General features: G+C 35.1%; 4 protein-coding genes. All 4 read left to right on the top strand.

Annotated features, from left to right (window positions below):
- The coding region (locus OQ279_RS18205) for a DegT/DnrJ/EryC1/StrS family aminotransferase (RefSeq protein WP_266071288.1) at positions 1–505 on the top strand (505 nt) is incomplete at its 5' end.
- 20 nt (positions 506–525) lie between these two features.
- Positions 526–1,149 carry a sugar transferase gene (locus tag OQ279_RS18210; RefSeq protein ID WP_266071292.1) on the top strand — a complete coding sequence of 208 codons (624 nt, stop codon included), beginning with the start codon at positions 526–528 and terminating at the stop codon, positions 1,147–1,149.
- Positions 1,146–1,763: an acetyltransferase gene (locus OQ279_RS18215; RefSeq protein ID WP_266071290.1), complete on the top strand. Its 618-nt coding sequence runs from the start codon at positions 1,146–1,148 to the stop codon at positions 1,761–1,763. The genes OQ279_RS18210 and OQ279_RS18215 overlap by 4 nt, the downstream gene beginning before the upstream one ends.
- 3 nt (positions 1,764–1,766) lie before the next feature.
- Positions 1,767–2,575: glycosyltransferase family 4 protein (locus OQ279_RS18220; protein WP_266071291.1), on the top strand; the 809-nt coding region annotated here is incomplete at its 3' end.

The raw sequence follows: 2,575 nt of genomic DNA on the forward strand, positions 1-2,575 counted from the left end.
GAGAATTTCTAAGGCGAGATTTTGGGCCACTCAATCCCGAGATCAAGCAAGGCATTATCAACATAGTGAATTAGGATTTAATTATCGGATGAGTAATGTTGCTGCTGGGATTGGTAGAGGGCAGCTTAAAGTGCTGGATCAGAGAGTGGCCAAGAAAAACTATATTTTTGAGTTCTACCAAAGAGAGCTTGGTGGGCTTGAAGGTGTTGAATTTATGCCTAGTAATGAATGGGATGAACCAAATTACTGGTTAAGTTCGATGACATTGACTGGTAAAGTTAGACCAATTGATATATTTGATGTATTGGAAGCTGAGAATATTGAGTCAAGGCCGGTTTGGAAACCGATGCATTTGCAACCGTTCTTTGAAAAGTATGATTTTGTGGGTGAAGGTATATCGGAAAAGTTGTTTGAGAACGGTGTATGTCTGCCGTCTGATACGAAAATGACGGATGAGGATTTAGAAAGAGTTGTTGAGACTATTAAGGGGTTGTGGTTTAAGTAATGAATAATTCCAAAGGTGGTATTTATAGGAGATTAATAAAAAGACCGATGGATTTCTTGCTATCATTATTCGCCATTGTTGTTCTTAGTCCCATATTAATAATAGTTGCAATACTTGTAAGAACAAAATTAGGTAGCCCTATTCTATTCAAGCAAAAAAGACCTGGGCTTAATGAAGAGATTTTTCTGATGTATAAGTTTAGGACGATGACGGACGAAAGAGATAATAAAGGAGAGTTACTGCCTGATAGTTTTAGGCTGACAAAGTTTGGCAGGTTGCTACGTTCTACATCTCTTGATGAACTACCGGAACTTTTTAATATTTTGAAGGGTGATATGTCTATTGTTGGCCCTAGACCATTATTGGTACAGTATTTACCGTTGTATAACAATCATCAAAAACGACGTCATGAAGTAAGACCAGGACTATCTGGTTTGGCACAGGTTAGTGGTAGAAATGCGATTAGTTGGGAAGATAAATTTAATCTCGATGTTGAGTATGTGGACAATGTAAGGTTCATTGAGGATTGGAAAATAATATTTTTAACCATAAAAAAGGTTTTCGTTAGAGAAGGTATTAATTCAGAAACTGCTGCAACAATTGAGCCTTTTAAGGGAACCAAAAAGGAAAGAATGGAAACATGAAAAACAAACTTTTAATAATTGGTGCTAGCGGCCACGGAAAAGTTGTTGCTGACATTGCAATAAAAATGAATAAATGGCAGAGTATAGCTTTTTTAGATGATGACAAAAGCATCAAATCATCAATGGGATTAGAAGTCATTGGTACTTCAGATGACGTTTTTTCACATTTAGATGAATATGAAACATTTGTTGGTATTGGTAATAATGCTACAAGACAAAGGATTCATGAAATGCTAGAAACAGTAGGTGCCTGTATCCCCATATTAATTCACCCTAATGTAGTAATCGGGAATCAAGTGGAAATAGGGATTGGAACAGCTGTAATGGCAGGAGCAGTAGTTAACTGTTGTACTAAAATAGGAAAAAGTTGCATTGTTAATACTGGCTCTACAATTGATCACGATAACTTTATTGAAGATTTTGTTCATATTTCACCAGGTGCTAATTTAGCAGGTACGGTCAAGGTTGGCCAAGGAACTTGGTTAGGTATTGGTAGTGTAGTAAGTAATAATATAACCATCACTAACGGATGCAAGGTAGGTGCTGGTTCTGTTGTGGTTAAGGACATATCTAAACCAGGAATTTATGTTGGTGTTCCGGTTAGGAGAGTATAGAGTATGAAAAAGAATATTTGGATTTGGAATCATTATGCTACAAACATGTATAAAGACCAAGCAGGAAGACATTATTGGTTTGCAGAAAATTTAGTCAAACAGGGTTATAACCCGACAATTTTTTGTGCATCTACAGTTCATAATTCAAATGAAAATATAGATACTGGTAGTAATATGTATACTTCAGATTCGACTAATGGAATCCCATTTATATTTGTGAAAACACCTCACTATAACGGTAATGGGCTACAACGGATTAAAAATATGTTTTCATTTTATAATAATCTTTTTTCTGTGTCGAAAGAATATGCAGAACAATATGGTAAGCCGGATGTAATATTAGCTTCAAGTGTGCATCCTCTGACCTTAGTTGCAGGAATCAAAGTAGCAAGAAAATTAGGGGTGCCATGTATTTGTGAAGTAAGAGATCTTTGGCCAGAAAGTATTGTGGCGTACGGTGCTTTAAAAAGAAATAGTGTAGTTGCGAAAGTATTATATCAAGGCGAGAAATGGATATATAAAAATGCTGACTCTATCATTATGACATGGGAGGGTGGCAAAGAATATATTTTGGATCAAAAATGGGATAATCAAGTAAATTTAAATAAAGTAAAGCATATAAGTAATGGGGTAGTAATTGATACATTTGATAAAAACAGTGAAGAACATCAGATAATAGATTCAGATTTAGATAATAAAGACTATAAAAATATTGTATATGCTGGTTCTATCAGGAAAGTAAATAACCTTGGAATGCTGCTGGATGCTGCAAAAATAATTCAAAATCAAGGTAAGAAAGACATTAGATTCTT

This window comes from Salinimicrobium profundisediminis (genome assembly GCF_026241755.1).
Classification (GTDB): domain Bacteria; phylum Bacteroidota; class Bacteroidia; order Flavobacteriales; family Flavobacteriaceae; genus Salinimicrobium; species Salinimicrobium profundisediminis.

Excerpts from the sequence above, each read along its gene's own strand:
- OQ279_RS18215 (WP_266071290.1), top strand. The coding sequence starts at position 1,146 with ATGAAAAACAAACTTTTAATAATTGGTGCTAGCGGCCACGGAAAAGTT.